We start from the raw sequence: 18,127 nt of genomic DNA, 5'->3' as shown, positions 1-18,127 counted from the left end.
CGGAAGGAAGAAATCGCCATGCGGGAACGGTTGCAGGAGACATGACCGGAGAGCTGCGGGTGACGTTCGTGGGCGGGCCGACGGCGCTGCTGGAGATCGCGGACCGGCGGCTGCTGACGGATCCGACGTTCAGCCCGCCCGGCGACTACGGCAGTGGCTCGGGGCGGACGCTGACCAAGACCGAGGGCCCTGGCGTGCCCCTGGAGTCGCTGGAGCCGCTCGATGCGGTGCTGCTGTCGCACGACCAGCACGCGGACAACCTGGATCCGGCCGGCCGGGAGCTCGTCGAGCGGATCCTGCTGACCCTGACGACGGGCAGCGGCGCGCGCCGTCTCGGCGGCACCGCGCAGGGGCTGCCGCCGTGGGCGGCGATCGCGCTCGGGCAGCTGGAGGTGATCGCGGTCCCGGCCCAGCACGGCCCGGCGGGCGCCGAGGGCGTGACCGGTGAGGTCACGGGCTTCGTGCTGCGCGGCCGTGACCTGCCGTCGGTGTACGTGTCCGGGGACAACGCCTCGCTGGAGGTGGTACGGGCGATCGCGCGGCGGGTCGGTTCGGTGGACGTCGCGCTGCTGTTCGCGGGCGGGGCGAGGACAGCGTTGTTCGACGGGGCGCCGTTGACGCTGACGAGCGAAGCGGCCGCGGAGGCGACGCGGATCTTGAACGCGAAGATCGTGATTCCGCTGCACACCCGTGGCTGGGCGCATTTCGCCGAGGGCCCGGACTCGATCCGCAAGGCGTTCGCGAACGCCGGGCTGAGCGAGCGACTGCGGGTGCTGGAGCCCGGGGAGTCGATCACCCTGGTGACCCGGCGCACGACCGGCTGACACCTCGAGACCGCCGCACGGCAGCGAACCCGGCAACGGCAGCCGAGTGGCCCACCGCCCACACCCACCCCCGGACCGATACGAAGCCTCCTCAGCGGTCGGCGATCGGGGCGGGAGCCACCCCGAGCGCTACTCCTGCGCCGCCTGGAAGCGGGCCGTCAGCTCCTTGCGGCCCTGCTCCGTCAGGCCGCCGTACAGCCGCAGCCGTGCCATGCCGCCGTCCGGGTAGATGTCCAGACGCAGGTGCGCGACCTCCCGCGTCTGCGCCAGCGGGAACCGGTGCCGGGTGTCGGGCTGCAGCCGCGTCCGCGGCAGCACCTCGAACCACGACTCCCCGTCGACGGACGCCGACAGCGACGCCCAGCCCGGCGCGTTGCCCTTGAAGTGGCTCGTGTCCAGCTCGGCCAGCCGCGGCACCCCCGTCCCGGCGAGCGCGACCACCACCCAGTCGTTGTCCTCGTCGCGCCGCCGCGCGGTCTCCCAGCCCTCCCCCATCACCGCGGCGAAGCCGGGCGAGATGAGGTTGCTCGGCGAGGAGTAGAACATGTTGCTCGCCCCGGTCACCCGCGCGCCGTGCTCCAGCGCCGCGAGGTCGAGCGAGCCCAGGTCCAGCAGGCGCGGGTCCGCGACCGGGCTGCCGTGCACGCGGAACCGGGCCACCCCGCCGTCGGGGTAGATGGTCAGCCGCGCGTGCGTCCAGCGCCGCGACGAGGACACGGCGAAGAAGTTCTCGCTGTCCCCGGTCAACGGCGACCGGGGCACGATCGTCGTCCAGTCCAGTTCGGACAGTTCCGCCGGGCTGGGATAGCCGTCCACCGCGACGGCCTCGACAGAAGCGAACGGCGGATAGTTGCCGGTGAAGAACGCCGTGTCGACGACGACCCCCGATACCACGCCGGGCAGCCCGAGGCGGACGATCGCCTGGTCGGCGCCCTGCTCCCGGCGGCGCCGGGTCTCCCAGCCGTCGTAGACCTGGCCCTTGTGCCCGAAGCTCCACGGCTGGAACTCCGGCTTCGCGGGCTTGATCAGGTTCTCCCGCTCCGCGAACAGCTCGTCGTTGGCCCACACCACGCTGCCACCGGCACGCCGTGACGCCAGATCGGGCTCGTTCGTCCACTCCGGACGGTCGTTCACCACACCCCTCCTCGTACCAGCAACTTCCCGTGCGGCTCGCCGGTCACCTCGCGGCCCCGCAGCCAGGTCGAGCGCACCACGCCGGTCAGCGACCGGCCGTGGTACGCGCTGACCGGGTTGCGGTGACGCAGGTTCGCGACGTCCACCACGAACTCCTCCTCGGGCGCGAACACGCAGAAGTCCGCGTCCGCCCCGATCTCGATGCGGCCCTTGTGCTCGAGGCCGACCTGCGCGGCCGGCCGCTCCGCCATCCACTTCACCACGTCGCCGAGGCTGAACCCGCGCTCCCGGGCGCCCGTCCACACGGCGGGCAGTCCGACCTGCAGGCTCGCGATCCCGCCCCAGGCCTCGCCGAAGTCGCCGATGTCGAACCGCTTCAGCTCCGGCGTGCACGGCGAGTGGTCGCTCACGACGCAGTCGATCGTGCCGTCGGCCAGGCCCTGCCACAGCAGTTCCCGGTTGCGCGACTCGCGGATCGGCGGGCAGCACTTGAACTGCGTCGCGCCGTCGGCGATCTCCTCCGCGCTGAAGGTGAGGTAGTGCGGGCAGGTCTCGACGGTCAGCGCGACCCCGTCGCGGCGCGCCGCCCCGATCATCGCCAGTGCGTCCGAAGAGGACAGGTGCAGGATGTGCACCCGCGCCCCGGTGCGCCGCGCCAGCTCGATGACCCGGGCGATCGCGACGTTCTCGGCCTCGCGCGGCCGCGAGCCGAGGAAGTCGGCGTAGTGCCCGCCGTGCGGCTGCGGGGCCTGCTCGATCGTGTCGGAGTCCTCGGCGTGCACGATCATCATCGCGCCGAGGTCCCGCAGGATGCGCAGGTCCGCTTCCAGCTCCTCGGTGCCCAGCGGCGGGAACTCGTCCACGCCGGAGTGCAGCAGGAAGCACTTGAACCCGAACACCCCGGCCTCGTGCAGGACGCGCAGCTCGCCGCCGTTGCCCGGGATCGCCCCGCCCCAGAACCCGACGTCGACGTGCGCGCGGCCGGCCGCGGTCTTGCGCTTGACGTCGAGGGCGGCGACGTCGACCGTCGGCGGCAGGCTGTTGAGCGGCATGTCGACGATCGTCGTGATGCCACCGGCCGCCGCCGCGCGGGTCGCCGTCTCGAAGCCCTCCCACTCGCTGCGCCCCGGGTCGTTGACGTGCACGTGGGTGTCGACGAGGCCGGGCAGCAGGACTTCGTCGTCGCCGAGTTCGAGTACCCGGTCCCCGGTCAGCTCGCCGTAGGGGGCGACGGCCGTCACGCGGCCGCCGTCCACGCTCACGTCGAACGAGCCTCCACCCGCGGCCGTCACCGCGCGCCGCGCCCGGAACACCAGCTCCATCGTCGCCTCCCGCTAAGCCCCCTCGAACTCAACCACGTTAGCCAGCGAAGTGCCCATGGCGGCGTTTCCTGTGCGCTCGATCATGATTTCCACCAGCACCGGCCTGCTCGTGCGCTCGGCCTCCTTGCGGGCCCACTCGATCGACGAGCGGATGTCGCCGGGCTCGGTCACCCGGGTGCCGGTGCAGCCGTACGCGGCCATGATCTTCACGTTGTCCGTGCCGTGCTGGTCGTAGTGGATGTCGACCTCGAAGTTCATCTCGTAGCCGCGCTCGGCCTGGCGGATCAGGCCCAGGTACTCGTTGTTCAGCATGATCAGCACGAACGGCACGTCGTACTGGGCGGCGACCGCGAGCTCCTCGACGAGGAACTGGAACGAGTAGTCCCCGACGATGCCGACGACCTCGGCGTCCGGCTTGGCCTTCTTCACCCCGATCGCGGCCGGGATCTCCCAGCCGAGCGGGCCGGCCTGTCCGCAGACCTGGTAGTGCCGGGGCCGGTGCGCTTGCTGGAACTGGCCGGACCAGATCTGGTACAGCCCGATCGCGGTGACGAAGTAGGTCTCCTCGCCGAACAGCTCGTTGATCTCCTTGAACACGCGCGGCGCCTTGATCGGCGTGGTCTCGAAGTCCTCGCGGCGCGGCAGCTCCTGCCGCAGCTGCCCGATGCGCTTGACCCACACCCCGCGGTCGGCGACGACCTCCCTGTTGCGGACCGCGTCGAGCAGCGCGTGCAGGAACTCGCGGACGTCGGCCACGATCCCCAGGTCGGGGCCGAAGACCCGGCCGAGCTGGGTCGGCTCGATGTCGACGTGGATGAACTTGCGGTCCCCGCGGTAGACGTCCAGCGCCCCGGTGTGCCGGTCGCCGAAGCGCGCGCCCAGCGCCAGCACCAGGTCGGCTTCGAGGAACGCCGCGTTGGCCCAGCGCTGCGAGGTCTGGATGCCCGCCATGCCGGCGAACAGCTCGTGGTCTTCGGGGAAGCTGCCCTTGCCCATGAGGGTGACCTGGACCGGCACGCCGAGCCGCTCGGCGAGCTCCCGCAGCCCGTCCGCCGCCTCGCTCAGCACGACCCCGCCGCCCGCGAGGATCACCGGGCGTTCGGCGGCGAGCAGCAGGTCCAGCGCCCGCTCGACGCGCGGGCGGTGCGGGGTGACCACCGGGACCGGCAGCGGGCAGTCGATGCTCGCGTCCCACTCGATCTCCTGCTTCTGCACGTCCAGCGGCAGGTCGATCAGGACCGGCCCGGGCCGTCCGGAGCGGGCGATCCGGAACGCCTCGCGGAAGATCCACGGCGCCTGCGCCGCCTCCTTGACCTGCACCGCCCATTTGGTGACGGGCTTGGCGATCTCCACGATGTCGACCGCCTGGAAGGCTTCCTGGTGCAGCTTGGACGACACCGCCTGCCCGGTGATGCACAGGATCGGGATCGAGTCGGCCTGCGCGGTGTACAGGCCGGTGATCATGTTCGTGCCGGCCGGGCCGGAGGTGCCGATCGCGACCCCGACGTTGCCGGTGGTGCGCGCCCACCCGTCGGCCATGTGCGTGGCGCCCTCCTCGTGGCGCACCACGAGGTGCTCGATGCCGCCGTGGCGTTCCATCGCCTGGTACAGCGGGAGGATCGCGGCGCCGGGACAGCCGAACGCGGTGTCCACCCCTTCGCTCGCGAGGATTTCGACGACGGCCTGCATCACGGGGATTCTGGGCATGGCACTACTCCCGTCCGGAGAGTTGGGCGACGAGCTTGAGCAGGGCGCCGTGGTCGAGCCCGCCGTGGCCCTGGGCCTGCAACGCGGCCATCAGCTGGGCGACCGCCGCGCCGAGCGGGATCACCACGCCGGCCTCGCGGGCCGCCGCCTGGACGATGCCCAGGTCCTTGTGGTGCAGCTCGACCCGGAAGCCCGGGGTGAACTCCCGCCGCACCATCGCGGCGGCCTTGCGGTCGAGGATGCGGTTGCCCGCGAGTCCCCCCGCGAGCACCTTGATCGCCGCCTCGGTGTCGACGTCGTGTGCTTCGAGGAAGACCAGCGACTCGGCGACCAGCTCGATGGTGCCGGCCACGATCAGCTGGTTCGCCGCTTTTACGGTCTGGCCCGCACCGGCGGCGCCGACGTGCACCACCGTGCCGCCGACCGCGTCGAGCACGTCACGCGCTGCCTCGAAATCCTCGGCGGCACCGCCGACCATGATCGACAGGTTGCCTTCGATCGCGCCCTGCTCGCCGCCGGAGACCGGCGCGTCGAGGGCGCGGATGTGCCCGGCGACCTCGCGGGAGACGTCGGGCCGGATGGTGCTGCAGTCGATCAGCAGCGCGCCCTGCTCGGCGTGCGCGACCACGCCGTCCTCGCCGAGGACGACGGCCTGCACGTCGGGCGAGTCCGGCAGCATGGTGATCACGACGTCCGCGTCCGCGACCGCCTCGGCGACACTGTCCGCCGCGCGGCCACCGGCCTCGACGAACTGGTCCACCTTGGCCCTGCTGCGGTTGTGGCCGGTGACGTCGAACCCGGCCTTGACCAGGTTCGCCGCCATCGGCAGGCCCATGATGCCCAGGCCGATGAAACCGATCTTCTTCATCGCTGCCCCTCCAGCCAGCCGAAGGACTCCGTGGTGGACCCGCTCGGGACGTACTCGAGCCCGACGGGGCCGTCGTAACCCGCGGCCGCGAGCTTCGCCAGGTAGCCCTTGATGTCCAGGTTCCCGGTGCCGGGCTCGTGCCGGCCAGGGACGTCGGCGACCTGCACGTGCCCGATGCGGGCGGCGTGCTGGTCGATCACCGCGTCGAGGTCGTCGCCGTTGACGCCCAGGTGGTACAGGTCGAACAGGAGGGCGAGGTTGTCCCGGCCCACCTTGTCGATCACCGCGAACGCGTCGGCCGCGGTCTTGAGCGGGTACCGGTCGGCGCCCGAGAGCGGCTCGATGACCAGCCGCGCGCCGATCCGCGCGGCCGCCACCGCCGCGGCGTCCAGTGTGGACAGTGCGTGCTCGTCCTGCGCGGCCGGGACGAGACCCTCGACCCGGTTGCCGTACAGGGCGTTGAAGGTGCGGCAGCCCAGCTGTTCGGCGATCCCGATGGCGATGTCGACGCTGTCGGTCAGCTCCTTCTCGCGGCCGATCCACGACACCACGCCGCGATCGCCCGCCGGCATGTCGCCGGCGAAGAAGTTCAGGCCGGCCAGGTGCACGCCGGCGTCGCCGACCGACCGGACGAACGCGTCGACCTCGCGGTCGGCCGGGCTCGCGGTGTCGAACGGCCACCAGTACTCGACGGCGCCGAAACCGGCCGCGCGAGCGGCCTCGGCACGCTGCAACAGGGGAAGCTCGGTGAACAGGATCGAAAGGTTCACGTCGTAGCGCATGGCCTCTTCTTCCGTATCGCGGAAGTTTATTTCCGTAAAACGAGAATAGCTCCGTGGCCACTCGGGCGTCAACGGGATACGGTGCGGTCGTGGAGCTGAGAGCCGAGTTCACGACCGAGCCGTTCCGCGGGGAAGGCGACCCGCCCGAGCACGCCGTCCGCGCCCGCGAGGCCGCGGCGAAAGCCGGGCTGACCGTGGACTTCGGCCCGCTCGGCACGACCGCGCACGGCGACGCCGACGCGGTGCTCGACGCCCTGCCCGAGATCGCCCGCGCGGCACTCGCGAGCGGTGCGACCCGGCTGACCCTGCAAGTCTCCGCCGGCGACGCCGTCGTGGCACCCGAGGCTCCCCCGCCCACGCTCCACCGGCTGATCCACGAGGTCGAAGCTCAGCTCGGCGCCCCGCTCGCGGACCTCGACCGGCCGGGCAAGCAGCACGCGGTCCGGCTGCTGGAGGAGCGCGGCGCCTTCGCCATGCGCAAGGCCGTGGTCACGATCGCCGCAGCACTCGGCGTCACCCGCTTCACCGTCTACAACTATCTCAATCGCGAGCATTGACTTCAACAAAATGTTGACGCAGGATCGAGCCGTGTCCCTCGACCTGGCCGGGTTCAACACCGCGCCGTCCTCCCAGCTCCAGCCGCTCCTGACGGAGTGCCTGGACGTACCGCGCTGGACAGCGCAAGTGCTGTCGGGGCGGCCGTACGCCGATTTCGCCGCAGTGCAGGCCCGCGCGGAAATCGTGCTGGAGCCCCGCGAAATCCGCCGGGCGATGGCCGCTCATCCGCGGATCGGCGAAAAGGCCACCGGCGCCTCGAAAACCGAGCAGTCCGGTGTGGACAGTTCGGCCGTGGAGAAGTTCCGCGCGGCCAACGCCGAGTACGAGCAGCGGTTCGGGCACGTCTTCCTGGTGTGCGCGAGCGGCCGCAGCGGTGCGGAGCTGCTCGCGAACCTGCGCGAGCGGATGGCCAACGACCCGGACGCCGAACTCGCCGTGGCCGGGCGCGAACTCGTCGAAATCGCCTTGCTGCGTCTGGGAAAACTGGTGATCGCATGAGCCTCGTGACCACGCACGTCCTCGACGCGGCCGCGGGGCGGCCGGCCCGGGGCATCCCGGTGCGGCTCGAAACGCAGGGGACGCTCGTCGCCGAAGGGCACACGGACGACGACGGCCGCATCCGCGACCTCGGCCCGGAAGAACTGGCACCGGGGGTGTACCGCCTGGTCTTCGACACCGCGGCCTACCTCGGCCCGGACGGCTTCTTCCCCGAGATCACCGTGACCTTCCGGATCACCGACGCGCACGCGCACCACCACGTCCCGATCCTGCTCAGCCCGTTCGCCTACTCCACCTACCGAGGGAGCTGATCCGCCGTGGCCATCACCCTGGGCCCCAACCAGTACGGCAAGGCCGAAGTCCGTCTGGTCACGGTGAACCGGACCGGCCCGGTGCACGAGATCAAGGACCTCACGGTGTCGACCTCGCTGCGCGGCGACCTCGCCGCGACGCACCTGACCGGCGACAACGCGGGCGTGCTGGCCACGGACACGCAGAAGAACACGGTCTACGCCTTCGCGAAGGAAAGCCCGGTCGGCGAGATCGAGGACTTCGCGCTGCGGCTGGGCCGGCACTTCGTCCGCGAGCACGGCAACATCACCGGCGCACGGGTCCTCGTCGACGAGCACGCCTGGGACCGCATCGCCGTGGACGGCAAGCCCCACGAGCACTCGTTCTCCCGCGCGAGCGACGAGAAGCGCAGCACCGCGGTGACCGTCGACGGCGAGCGAGCCTGGGTCGTGTCGGGCCTGCGGGACCTGGTGGTGCTCAAGTCCACCGGCTCGGAGTTCCACGGCTTCCCGCACGACAAGTACACGACGCTGGCCGAGACCGACGACCGCATCCTGGCGACGGCCGTGACCGCGCGCTGGCGCTACCAGGGCACGGACGTCGACTGGAGCAAGAGCTTCACCGAGGTCCGTCGGCTCATGCTGGAGAAGTTCGCGACCCTGCACAGCTATTCGCTGCAGCAGACGCTGTACGCCATGGGCGAGGCGGTGCTGCGGGAGCGGCCGGAGGTGGCCGAGATCCGGCTGTCGCTGCCCAACAGGCACCACTTCCTGGTCGACCTCACCCCGTTCGGCCTGAGCAACGACAATGAGGTGTTCTACGCGGCGGACCGCCCGTACGGCCTCATCGAAGGCACCGTCCTGCGCGACGACGCCGAAGAAGCCGGGCTCGCCTGGCACACGCTTCCCACGTTCTGAGGAGCGCCATGACCACGACGGTGTCCGATGTGGACCGGCACCCGGTAGACCGCAGGCCGCCCGCACTCCAACTGGTCGTCGGCGGTGTCCAGCACGTCGCCGCGATGTACGCCGGTGTCGTCGCGCCGCCACTGATCATCGGGGCGGCCGTCGGGCTCTCGCCGGGTCAGCTGAGCCTGCTGATCAGCGCCAGCCTGTTCACCGCCGGCCTGGCCACCCTGCTGCAGACGCTCGGCGTCTGGCGGTTCGGCGCCCGGTTGCCCCTGGTCAACGGCGTCACGTTCGCCAACGTCGCGCCGGTGCTCGCGATCGTGCAGCAGCACGGGCCGCGGAACGCGCTGGGCATCGTCTACGGCGCCACTCTCGTCGGCGCCGCGCTGATCGTGCTGGCCGCGCCGTTCTTCTCGCGGCTGACCCGGTTCTTCCCGCCGGTGGTCACAGGCACGGTGATCACGCTGATCGGGGTCTCGCTGCTGCCCGTCGCGGTCAAGTGGATCTCGAACCAGCAGGACAGCGTGACGCCGTCCGGCCTGCTGCTGGCGGGCATCACGCTGGTCGCCGTGCTCGCGTTCACCCGGTTCCTGTCCGGGTTCTGGAGCCGCATCTCGCTGCTGCTCGGCCTGGTCGTCGGCACGCTCGTGGCATGGCCGCTGGGCGAGGTCGACTCCTCGACACTGCGGGAGGCGCCCGTGTTCGGCATCGCGAGCCCGTTCCACTTCGGCACCCCGGCGTTCGAGCTCGCCTCGATCGTGTCGATGGCCATCGTGATGCTGGTGATCATGGCCGAGAGCACCGCGGACATGCTCGCGCTCGGCGAGGTCGTCGGCCGCCCCACCACTCAGACCACGCTGGCGAACGGGCTGCGCGCGGACGGTCTCGCCACGGCCGTCAGCACCCTGTTCGGCGGCTTCGCGTGCACGGCGTTCGCGCAGAACATCGGGCTGGTCGCGCTGACCCGCATGGTCAGCAGGTACGTGGTCGCGGCGAGCGGGGCGGTGCTGGTGCTGCTCGGCGTGTTTCCGGTGACCGGCGGCATCGTGGCGCTGGTGCCGCAGCCGGTGCTCGGCGGTGCGGGCCTGGTCCTGTTCGGCAGCGTCGCGGTCAGCGGGGTACGCACCCTCACGAAGGCCTCGTTCGACCGGCCCGTGAACGTCACGATCGTCGCCGCGGCGCTCGGCGTGGGCATCATCCCGATCGCCGCGCCGAACTTCTACACGCACTTCCCGTCGGCCGTGCAGACCGTGCTGGACTCCGGGATCAGCGCGGGCTGTGTGGTCGCGGTGGTGCTCAACCTCGTGTTCGGGCAGCGGGAACGAACTCCCGCAGCTGTTTGACGAGCAGCTCGGGCTGGTCCTCGGGGACGAGCGTGTAGCTGTCGTCGACCTCGACCAGGCGCGCGTCGGGGAACAGCGCGGCCAGCCGGGGGCCGTGCTCGCGCGGCATCAGCTTGTCCTCCTTCGCCCAGATCACCAGCACCGGCCGGTCGAACGCCTTGAGCCGGTCCGACCATTCGAGCAGGATTTCCTTCGGTGGCACCGAGAACCCGTACTTCCTGACGTCTCGCCGGATCTCCGGCGAGGTGGCCGCGGGCCGGAACCACTCGTCCATCACCGCACGCGGCACCGGTTGCTTGCTCATCCACCCCCACGCGCCCGGCGCGCGGCGGAAAGCCTGGAACCGCAACAGCTTCATCGTGGCCGCGAGGGCGCCCGGCGTGCGGAGGGCGAACTCGATCAGCTTGCCCGGCAGGCCCGGCGGATAGTTGTCGAACGCCTCGCACGCGACCAGCACCAGCCGCGCCAGCCGCTCGGCCCTGCCCTCGGAGATCAGGAACTGGGCGCCGCCCCAGTCGTTGAGGACCAGGGTCACGTCCTCGATGTCCAGCTTCTCCAGGAACTCCCCCACCAGCAGCGCCATCCCGCGCAGCGACAGGTCGGCGTCCGGACGCATCGGCCTGCGGTGCGCGCCCAGCGGCAGGGTCGGCAGAACGCAGCGGTACTCCCCGCGCAGACCGGGAACGACCTTGCGCCACACCGTGCCGGTCATCGTCAGCCCGTGCAGGAAGACCAGCACCGGCTTGTCGCCCCCGGTGTCCTCGTAGTCGATCGTGCCGGCGGAAAGCTCTATCTCGGGCATCGTCGCCCTCCCCAAATTAGATAGATCGCTCTAGCGCGACGGTAACGTAGACTCGGCCGGTGGGCAATACCAGGGAACGGATCATGACCGCCGGTGCCGAGTTGTTCCGCCGCAACGGCTACACGGGCACCGGGCTCAAGCAGATCGTCACCGCGGCGAACGCGCCGTTCGGCTCGCTGTACCACTTCTTCCCCGGCGGCAAGGAGCAGCTGGGCGAAGAGGTCATCCGGCATTCGGGGATGCTCTACGCCGAGCTGTTCGACATCTTCATCACGCCGGCCGAGGACGTCGTCAGCGGGATCGAGGCCGCTTTCGCCGCGGCCGCGGTCACCCTGCGGGAGACGGACTACGCGGACGCCTGCCCGATCGCGACGATCGCGCTCGAAGTGGCCAGCACCAGCGAGCCGCTGCGTCAGGCGACCGCCGACGTGTTCAGCCACTGGATCGCCAAGGGAACCGAGGCCTTCCAACGGTTCGGGCTGCCGGAGGACAACGCCCGCAAGCTCACGGTCGCGGTCATCACGAGCCTGGAGGGGGCGTTCGTGCTCAGCCGGTCCCTGCGGGACACCGAGCCCCTCGCCGTCGCCGGGGAGGCCGCCGCCGCGACCGCCCGTCACCTCATGAAGGCACCCGACGCGAAGTAGACCGCGAACACCACCGCCAGGCCGCCGAGCAGCCAGCCGACCTCGCGGACCCGGCCCTTCGCGAGCTTGATCAGCACGTAGGCGATCAGCCCGGCGCCGATGCCGTTGGTGATCGAGTAGGTGAACGGGATGACCGCCGCGACGAGGAACACCGGGATCGCGACATCGATGTCCTGCCAAGGGATCCGGCGCGCCTGGGCCATCATCATGCCGCCGATGACGACCAGCGCGGGCGCCGCCGCCTGGGCCGGCACGATCGCCGCGATGGGCGTCAGGAAGAGCGTCACCGTGAACAGCGCGCCGGTCACTACGCTCGCCAGGCCGGTCCGCGCGCCTTCGCCGACGCCCGCCGCGGACTCCAGGAACACGGTGTTCGGCGCCGAGCCGGTCAACCCGCCCGCCAGCGCGCCGAACCCGTCCACCAGCAGGATCCGGCCCATGCCGTCGACGCGGCCGTCGCGCACCAGCCCGGCCTCCTCCGAGACGCTGGTGATCGTGCCCATCGCGTCGAAGAACCCGGACAGCACCAGCGTGAACAGGAAGACGCACGCGGCCACCGGTCCCGCCGAGGCGAAGCCGCCGAACAGGTCGACGTGCCCGAGCAGGCTGAAGTCCGGCGTCGCGACGACGTGCGTCGGCACGTTGGGCTCGACCAGGCCCCAGCCGCGGGGGTGCCACACGGCGTTCACGACCACCGCGAGGACGGTCGCGACGACGATGCTGATCAGCACCGCGCCCGGCGTCCGGCGGCTGACCAGCACGATCATCAGCAGCAGCCCGATGCAGAAGATCAGGATCGGCCAGCCGGAGAGATGCCCGTCGAGGCCCATCCGGACGGGCACGGTCGAGTCGGCCGCATCCGGTGTCCGCGTCACGAACCCGGCGCTGACCAGGCCGACCAGTGCGATGTAGAGCCCGATGCCGACGGTGATCGCGGTCTTGAGCGGCATCGGGATCGCGTTGATGATCCGCTCGCGCACCCCGGACACCGCCATCAGCACGATGCACACGCCTTCGAGCACGACCAGCCCGAACGCCTGCGCCCAGGTCATCTCCGGCGCCATCTGGAACGCGACGACCCCGTTGATGCCCAGCCCCGCCGCGAGCGCGAGCGGCGCGCGGCCGAACAGGCCCATCAGGATCGTGGTGACGCCCGCGGCCAGCGCCGTCGCGGTGGTGACCTGTTCGGTGCTCAGCCTGGCGCCGGTGATGTCGGCGGAGGCGCCGAGGATCAGCGGGTTGAGCAGCACGATGTAGCACATCGCGACGAACGTGGTGAGGCCGCCGCGGATCTCCTGGCCCACGCTGCTGCCGCGCCGGGAGATGCCGAAGAACCGGTCCACCGGGGACCGCCGGACGGTGGTGCGGGTGCGGAGCTGGATCATGCTCGCCTCCTTGCGGGCATGCGGAACCAGGCCCTCCCCGGGGAAGGGCCTGCTCCGGCGGGAACTGCCTAGGTTCCGGTGATGTGCTCCGGGCGGACGGGGACGCGGGTGAGCGCCTTGCCGGTGGCGGCCCGGATGGCCGCGACGATCGCCGGGGTGGAGGAGATCGTCGGGGGTTCGCCGACCCCGCGCAGCCCGTACGGCGCGTGCGGGTCGGCCAGCTCGAGCACGTCGACGGACATCGGCGGCATGTCGAGCACGGTCGGGATCAGGTAGTCGGTGAACGACGGGTTGCGGATCTTGCCGCCCGCGGTCTGGATCTCCTCCATCACGGCCAGGCCCAGCCCCTGCGCCGACCCACCGTGGATCTGGCCCAGCACGGCCTGCGGGTTGAGCGCCTTGCCGACGTCCTGGGCGCAGTCGAGCGAGACCACCTTGACCAGGCCCAGTTCCACGTCCACGTCGACGACGGCCCGGTGCGCCGCGAACCCGTACTGCACGTGCGCGTCGCCCGCGCCGGTCTCCGGATCGAGCGTCTCGGTGGGCCGGTGGCGCCACTCGACGGTCTCGTCGAGCGCAGTGTCACCCAGCACGTCCACCAGGCCGGCCAGCACGCCGTCCTTCGCGGACACCAGTTTGCCGCCCACGACGCTGAGGTCGCCCGGCGCGCCCTTGACGCGGCTGAACAACGCCGAGCGCACGGCCAGGCACGCCGCCCGCACCGCGCCGCCGGTGACGTAGGTCTGCCGGGAGGCCGAGGTCGAGCCGGCGTTGCCGATCGTGGTGTCCATCGGCAGGATCGTCACCTGCTCGACACCCAGTTCGGAGCGCACGATCTGCTGCAGCACGGTGACCAGGCCCTGCCCGACCTCGCACGCCGCCGTCTGCACGGTCGCGGCCGCCTCCCCGCCGACGACCTGCAGCCGCACCCGCGCGGTGGAGTAGTCGTCGAAGCCCTCGGAGAAGCAGATGTTCTTGATCCCGACGGCGTAGCCGACCCCGCGCACCACGCCTTCGCCGTGCGTCGTGTTGGACACGCCGCCCGGCAGTGTGCGCAGGTCCCGCTCGTCGAGCGGCGCGGGCGGCAGCGGCTTGACCTCCAGGCGCCGCAGCAGCTCCACGACCGGCGCGGCGGAGTCCACGACCTGTCCCGTCGGCATGACCGAGCCCTCGCTCATCGCGTTGCGCACCCGGATCTCGACCGGGTCGAGCCCGCAGGCTTCGGCGAGCTTGTCCATTTGCGACTCATAACCGAAAGCCGCTTGCACCGCACCGAAACCACGCATCGCGCCACAGGGCGGGTTGTTGGTGTACGCGCCCCAGCAGTCGACCGACACGTTCGGCACGTCGTACGGCCCGACGCCCAGCGTCGCGGCGTTCGCGACCACCGCGCCCGTCGAGGACGCGTAGGCCCCGCCGTCGAGGTACAGGCGCGCCTTGACGTAGACGAGCTTGCCGTCCCGGTCCGCGCCGTGCTCGTAGTGCATCGTCGCCGGATGCCGGTGGACGTGCCCGTAGAAGGACTCCTCGCGGTTGTAGACCATCTTCACCGGCTTCCCGGTGTGCAGCGCGAGCAGGCAGGCGTGCACCTGGATCGACAGGTCCTCCCGGCCGCCGAACGCGCCGCCGACCCCGCCGAGCGTCAGGCGCACCTTGTCCTCGGGCAGCCCGAGCGCGGCGACGATCTGCCGCTGGTCCACGTGCAGCCACTGGGTGGCGACGAACAGGTCCACCCCGCCGTCCTCGGCCGGGACCGCGAGCCCGGACTCCGGCCCGAGGAACGCCTGGTCCTGCATGCCGACCTCGTACGTGCCGGTGACGACGACCTCGGCCGCCGCCCCGGGGTCTCCCCGGCGGACCGGCACGTGCCGCACGACGTTCCCACCCGGATGCACCGCCGGCTCGTCTCCCGAGACCGCCTGCTCGGCGTCGGTCACCGGCGCCAGCACCTCGTACTCGACCTCGATGCGCTTGATCGCCCGGCGCGCGGTCTCCGGATGGTCCGCCGCGACCACCGCGACCGGCTCCCCCTGGTAACGCACGACATCGACGGCGAGCACCGGCTGGTCCGGGTGTTCGAGGCCGTAGCGGTTCACCCCCGGCACGTCCTCGTGCGTCAGCACCGCGTAGACCCCTTGCACCGCAAGCGCTTCGGTGATGTCGATACCCTTGATCCTGGCGTAGGGGTGCGGGCTGCGCAGGGTCGCGCCCCACAGCATGTCCTCGTGCCACAGGTCCGAGGAGTAGGCGAACTCGCCACGCACCTTGGTCGTGCCGTCCGGGCGGCGCGGGCTCGTGCCGATGCCGTTCGCGGTGCCCGTGGCCTGCTCGGTCGTCGTCATCGCAACCTCCTTGCGGCCGTGGTCAGTTCGCCTGCCAGCACCTGCTCGTCGGCGGTGCGCAGCCGCCCGTCGGTCACGACCGTCTCGCCGCCGACCAGCAGCAGCTTCAGCGGCGGCGTCGCGCCCAGTACCAGTGCGGCGACCGGGTCCTCGATGCCCGCGTAGAGCAGGCCGTTGAGGTCCCAGACCGCGAGGTCGGCGAGCTTCCCGGGTTCGAGCGAGCCCAGCTCGTCCTCCCGGCCCAGGCAACGCGCGCCGCCCATGGTGCCGATGCGCAACGCCTCCCGGACGGTCAGCGCGGTCGGGCCGCCGCGCTGCCGCGCCTGCAGCAGCGCCTGGTGCAGCTCCTCCCCCAGCCCCGCGGACTCGTTCGACGCGGCGCCGTCCACCCCGAGGCCGACCGGGGCGCCCGCGTCGAGCAGGTCGCGCACGGGGGCGATGCCGGTGCCCAGCCGGCCGTTCGACGTCGGGCAGTGCGCGACACCCGTGCGGGTCGCACCGAAGCGGCGGACGGCTGTGGGCGCGAGGTGCACCGAATGCGCCATCCAGACGTCCGCGCCGAGCCAGCCGAGCTTGTCGGCGTACTCGGCCGGGGTGCAGCCGAACTCGGCCAGGCACTGCTGCTCCTCGTCGAGGGTTTCGGCGAGATGGGTGTGCAGCCGGACTCCCTTGCGGCGCGCCAGTTCCGCGGCCCCGGTCATCAGCTTCTCGGTCACCGTGAACGGCGAGCAGGGGCCGACGGAGATGCGGATCCGCGCGTTCGGCGACGGGTCGTGATGCGCGTCGATGGCACGCTCGGTGCCGAGCAGCGCGGCCTCGGTGTCCTCGACCAGGTTGTCCGGCGGCAGCCCACCGTCGGACGCCCCGCGGTCCATCGACCCGCGCACGAGCTGCGCGCGGACGCCGATCCGGTTCGTCGCCTCGACCAGCGCTTCGACCTGGTCGCCGCCCTGCCGGGGGAAGACGTAGTGGTGGTCGGCGACGGTCGTGCAGCCGGTCAGCGCGAGGCGGGCCAGGCCGGCGCTCGCGGCGGCGTGCGTGACCCGCGCGTCCAGCCGCCCCCAGACCGGGTACAGCTCGACGAGCCACTGGAACAGGGTCGAGTCCGCGGCCAGGCCGCGGGTGGCCCATTGGTAGAGGTGGTGGTGGGTGTTGACCAGGCCGGGCGTGACCAGGCATCCGGTCGCGTCGAGGTGGACGTCGCCCTCGGCCCGGCCTTCGCCGACCGCGACGATCCGCTCGTCCTCGATGACGACGTGCCCGTCCCGGTACTCGGTGCCTTCGGCGTCGACGGTCGCGATGGCCGCGTTCTGCAGGACCGTCCTCATCGCGTGCCCGCCATCCGGACGGCGTCGAGGATCTTCTCGTAACCCGTGCACCGGCACAGGTTTCCGGCCAGCGCCTCGCGGATCTCCTCGTCGCTCGGGTCCGGCACGCGGTTGAGCAGGTCGTGCGCCGCGACCACGAGCCCCGGCGTGCAGAACCCGCACTGCACGGCGCCCGCGTCCACAAAGGACTGCTGGACTGGGTCGAGCCGGTCGCCCTCGGCGAGCCCCTCGACCGTGCGCACCTCGCGGCCCTCGACCTGCCCCGCCGCGACCAGGCACGAACACACCGGCAGATCGTCGAGGTACACCGTGCAGGAACCGCATTCGCCTTGCTCACAGGCGTTCTTCGAACCCGGCAGGCCCAGCCGCTCACGCAGCACGTACAGCAGGCTCTCGCCCTCCCAGACGTCGTCGGCCTGCTTGTCCTCGCCGTTCACGGTCACGTTCACGCGCATGCGGAGTCCCTCCCGAGAATCTCCTGCCACGCCCAGCCCAGCGTGCGCCGGGCCAGTACCGACAGGGCGTGCTTGCGATAGGCGGCGGTGCCGCGGACGTCGTCGATCGGATCGGCGGCCGCGGCGACGAGCTCACCGAAGCGACGCTTGAGCGAGTCCGGCAACGGCGCGCCCCACGGCAGTTCCTCGGCCAGGAACTCCTCCGCCTCGGGCACCCGGCGAGGCGTCGGCGCGGCTGAGCCGATGGCCGCCCTCACCTGGAAGCCTTCGATGGCGATGGCGAACGAGCAGACCGCGATGACCATCGCGTTGCGGGTGCCGACCTTCGAGAACTGCTGGGCGCCTTCGCTCACCGGCAGGTGCACGGCGGTGATCAGCTCGTCCTCGGCGAGGGCGTTGCGCTTGACGCCGAGGTAGAACTCCTCGGCCGGGATGCGCCTCGTCCCGCGAGCGGAGGCCGCCTCGATCTCCGCGCCGGTCACCAGCAGGACCGGGTGGGTGTCCCCGGCGGGCGAGGCCGCGCCGAGGTTGCCGCCGACGGTGCCGCGGTTGCGGATCTGCGGCGAGCCGACCGTCCGCGAAGCCATCGCGAGCCCGGGCAGCCGGTCGCCCAGCTCGGTGATGACCCGGGTGTAGGGCACGGCCGCGCCGAGCCGTACCCCGGAGTCCGAAGTGGACCATTCGGCGAGTTCGCCGACGCGGTTGAGGTCGAGCAGGGCGCCCGGACGGCGGTGGTCGAAGTTCAGCTCGACCATCACGTCCGTGCCGCCCGCGATGGGCACCGCCTCCGGTCGCTCGGCCTTGAAGGCCAGCGCCTCGGCGAGGTTCTGGGGTCGCAGGAAGTCCACCCGGTCAGTACACCGCTGTGAGCCAGGACACGGCAACGGCGCCGAAGTATGAACCGGCGCCCTGGCCAGGGCCCGCGTTCGTACTTTC

The 18,127-nt window shown here is 71.5% G+C and carries 18 protein-coding genes; 7 read left to right on the top strand and 11 right to left on the bottom strand.

Features of this window, described 5'->3' with window-relative positions; genetic code table 11:
• Positions 1 to 41: 41 nt before the first annotated feature.
• Positions 42 to 824, top strand: coding sequence for an MBL fold metallo-hydrolase (locus tag LWP59_RS08115; protein WP_144642699.1), 783 nt, complete (start codon positions 42 to 44; stop codon positions 822 to 824).
• A gap of 129 nt (positions 825 to 953) precedes the next feature.
• On the opposite strand, the gene alc is transcribed toward LWP59_RS08115, so the two are convergent.
• The 5 genes from alc to LWP59_RS08090 are packed head-to-tail and all read right to left on the bottom strand — an operon-like array spanning position 954 to position 6,637.
• Positions 954 to 1,961, bottom strand: a complete 1,008-nt coding sequence (gene alc / locus LWP59_RS08110; RefSeq protein WP_144642700.1) for an allantoicase — start codon at positions 1,959 to 1,961, stop codon at positions 954 to 956.
• Positions 1,955 to 3,280 (bottom strand): allantoinase AllB, encoded by a 1,326-nt coding sequence (gene allB, locus LWP59_RS08105; protein ID WP_144642701.1) that lies wholly within the window; start codon positions 3,278 to 3,280, stop codon positions 1,955 to 1,957. The genes alc and allB overlap by 7 nt, the downstream gene beginning before the upstream one ends.
• A 12-nt stretch (positions 3,281 to 3,292) precedes the next feature.
• Positions 3,293 to 4,969 (bottom strand): glyoxylate carboligase, encoded by a 1,677-nt coding sequence (gene gcl / locus LWP59_RS08100; RefSeq protein ID WP_444541904.1) that lies wholly within the window; start codon positions 4,967 to 4,969, stop codon positions 3,293 to 3,295.
• Positions 4,970 to 4,991: 22 nt separating this feature from the next.
• The gene (locus LWP59_RS08095) at positions 4,992 to 5,855 is read right to left on the bottom strand and encodes an NAD(P)-dependent oxidoreductase (protein ID WP_144642703.1); all 864 of its coding nucleotides are present in this window, start codon (positions 5,853 to 5,855) and stop codon (positions 4,992 to 4,994) included.
• Positions 5,852 to 6,637 carry a hydroxypyruvate isomerase family protein gene (locus tag LWP59_RS08090; RefSeq protein ID WP_144642704.1) on the bottom strand — a complete coding sequence of 262 codons (786 nt, stop codon included), beginning with the start codon at positions 6,635 to 6,637 and terminating at the stop codon, positions 5,852 to 5,854. The genes LWP59_RS08095 and LWP59_RS08090 overlap by 4 nt, the downstream gene beginning before the upstream one ends.
• Before the next feature lie 89 nt (positions 6,638 to 6,726).
• Here LWP59_RS08090 and LWP59_RS08085 point away from each other — a divergent pair, with 89 nt between their 5' ends.
• Genes LWP59_RS08085 through LWP59_RS08065 form a run of 5 tightly spaced genes read left to right on the top strand, consistent with a single transcriptional unit; the run spans position 6,727 to position 10,235 of the window.
• Positions 6,727 to 7,194, top strand: coding sequence for a helix-turn-helix domain-containing protein (locus tag LWP59_RS08085; RefSeq protein WP_144642705.1), 468 nt, complete (start codon positions 6,727 to 6,729; stop codon positions 7,192 to 7,194).
• A gap of 31 nt (positions 7,195 to 7,225) precedes the next feature.
• A complete protein-coding gene (locus LWP59_RS08080) occupies positions 7,226 to 7,693 on the top strand; it encodes a 2-oxo-4-hydroxy-4-carboxy-5-ureidoimidazoline decarboxylase (protein WP_233921978.1) in 468 nt (155 codons plus the stop codon).
• Positions 7,690 to 8,004 (top strand): hydroxyisourate hydrolase, encoded by a 315-nt coding sequence (gene uraH / locus LWP59_RS08075; protein ID WP_144642707.1) that lies wholly within the window; start codon positions 7,690 to 7,692, stop codon positions 8,002 to 8,004. Before LWP59_RS08080 ends, uraH begins: the two co-directional genes overlap by 4 nt.
• 6 nt (positions 8,005 to 8,010) lie before the next feature.
• The gene (gene pucL / locus LWP59_RS08070; RefSeq protein ID WP_144642708.1) at positions 8,011 to 8,901 is read left to right on the top strand and encodes a factor-independent urate hydroxylase; all 891 of its coding nucleotides are present in this window, start codon (positions 8,011 to 8,013) and stop codon (positions 8,899 to 8,901) included.
• 8 nt (positions 8,902 to 8,909) lie between these two features.
• Positions 8,910 to 10,235 (top strand): nucleobase:cation symporter-2 family protein, encoded by a 1,326-nt coding sequence (locus LWP59_RS08065; RefSeq protein WP_144642709.1) that lies wholly within the window; start codon positions 8,910 to 8,912, stop codon positions 10,233 to 10,235.
• Here the strand turns inward: LWP59_RS08065 and LWP59_RS08060 are convergent.
• Positions 10,189 to 11,037 carry an alpha/beta fold hydrolase gene (locus LWP59_RS08060; protein WP_144642710.1) on the bottom strand — a complete coding sequence of 283 codons (849 nt, stop codon included), beginning with the start codon at positions 11,035 to 11,037 and terminating at the stop codon, positions 10,189 to 10,191. The two genes, LWP59_RS08065 and LWP59_RS08060, sit on opposite strands and share 47 nt — an antisense overlap.
• A gap of 59 nt (positions 11,038 to 11,096) precedes the next feature.
• Here LWP59_RS08060 and LWP59_RS08055 point away from each other — a divergent pair, with 59 nt between their 5' ends.
• Positions 11,097 to 11,681, top strand: a complete 585-nt coding sequence (locus LWP59_RS08055) for a TetR/AcrR family transcriptional regulator (RefSeq protein ID WP_444541902.1) — start codon at positions 11,097 to 11,099, stop codon at positions 11,679 to 11,681.
• Here the strand turns inward: LWP59_RS08055 and LWP59_RS08050 are convergent.
• From LWP59_RS08050 to LWP59_RS08030, 5 genes are all read right to left on the bottom strand, one after another.
• Positions 11,651 to 13,066 (bottom strand): NCS2 family permease, encoded by a 1,416-nt coding sequence (locus LWP59_RS08050; protein WP_144642711.1) that lies wholly within the window; start codon positions 13,064 to 13,066, stop codon positions 11,651 to 11,653. The two genes, LWP59_RS08055 and LWP59_RS08050, sit on opposite strands and share 31 nt — an antisense overlap.
• Positions 13,067 to 13,134: 68 nt before the next feature.
• Complete coding sequence (gene pucD, locus LWP59_RS08045; protein ID WP_144642712.1) at positions 13,135 to 15,408, bottom strand: xanthine dehydrogenase subunit D; 2,274 nt, start codon at positions 15,406 to 15,408, stop codon at positions 13,135 to 13,137.
• Positions 15,405 to 16,736, bottom strand: coding sequence for an 8-oxoguanine deaminase (locus LWP59_RS08040; protein WP_144642713.1), 1,332 nt, complete (start codon positions 16,734 to 16,736; stop codon positions 15,405 to 15,407). Before LWP59_RS08040 ends, pucD begins: the two co-directional genes overlap by 4 nt.
• Positions 16,733 to 17,191 (bottom strand): (2Fe-2S)-binding protein, encoded by a 459-nt coding sequence (locus LWP59_RS08035; protein WP_144642714.1) that lies wholly within the window; start codon positions 17,189 to 17,191, stop codon positions 16,733 to 16,735. The genes LWP59_RS08040 and LWP59_RS08035 overlap by 4 nt, the downstream gene beginning before the upstream one ends.
• Entirely contained in the window at positions 17,182 to 18,039 is an 858-nt protein-coding gene (locus LWP59_RS08030; protein WP_144642715.1) for an FAD binding domain-containing protein, read from the bottom strand. Before LWP59_RS08030 ends, LWP59_RS08035 begins: the two co-directional genes overlap by 10 nt.
• Positions 18,040 to 18,127: the final 88 nt, after the last annotated feature.

It is taken from the genome of Amycolatopsis acidiphila (assembly GCF_021391495.1).
Lineage (GTDB): Bacteria > Actinomycetota > Actinomycetes > Mycobacteriales > Pseudonocardiaceae > Amycolatopsis_E > Amycolatopsis_E acidiphila.
The sequence above is the reverse complement of the archived record's forward strand: the minus strand, read 5'-3'. Positions and strand labels throughout refer to the sequence as shown.